Below are 743 nucleotides of genomic sequence, written 5' to 3'. Positions count from 1 at the left end.
TGCTGGGCTTCCTGTTCGCCGATCACCCAGATGCGCGGGGTCTTGGCGCGGGAGTGTTCGCGGACCTTGAAGCCGATCTTCTCGTTGCGAATATCCAGCTCTGCCGGTACCCCGGCGGCAACCAGTTTCTGCTGCACGGCGGTGGCGTACTCGTCGGCGGAGTTGGTAATGGTGCAGATCGCCACCGGGCGCGGCGCCAGCCACAGGGGCAGGTGGCCGGCGGTGGATTCGATCAGGATACCCAGGAAGCGCTCCAGGGAGCCCAGCACCGCACGGTGCAGCATCACCGGACGCTGGCGGGAACCGTCTTCGGCCACGTATTCCGCATCCAGACGATCAGGCAACACGAAGTCCACTTGCAGGGTGCCGCACTGCCAGTCGCGGCCAATGGCGTCACGCAGTACGAATTCCAGTTTCGGGCCATAGAAAGCGCCTTCGCCCGGGTTCAGTTCGCATTCCAGCCCCAGGGATTCCACCGCAGAGCGCAGGGCGCCTTCGGCCTTGTCCCAGGTTTCGTCGGAGCCGGCACGGTTGTCCGGGCGATCGGAAAATTTGATGCGGAAGCTGTCGAAGCCGAAGTCTTCGTAGACTTCGCGCAGCATCTTGATAAAGCCGGCGGTTTCCTCGTTGACCTGTTCTTCGGTACAGAAGATATGCGCATCGTCCTGGCTGAACGAGCGGGCACGCATCAAGCCATGCAGGGCACCATGGGCCTCGTTACGGAACAGGGTGGTGAATTCGCC

1 protein-coding gene is annotated in these 743 nt (G+C 62.7%); it reads right to left on the bottom strand.

Annotated features, from left to right (window positions below):
- Positions 1-743: threonine--tRNA ligase (locus A3754_RS24715; RefSeq protein WP_255363165.1), on the bottom strand; the 743-nt coding region annotated here is incomplete at both ends.

It is taken from the genome of Alcanivorax sp. HI0083 (assembly GCF_001635175.1).
The sequence above is the reverse complement of the archived record's forward strand: the minus strand, read 5'-3'. Positions and strand labels throughout refer to the sequence as shown.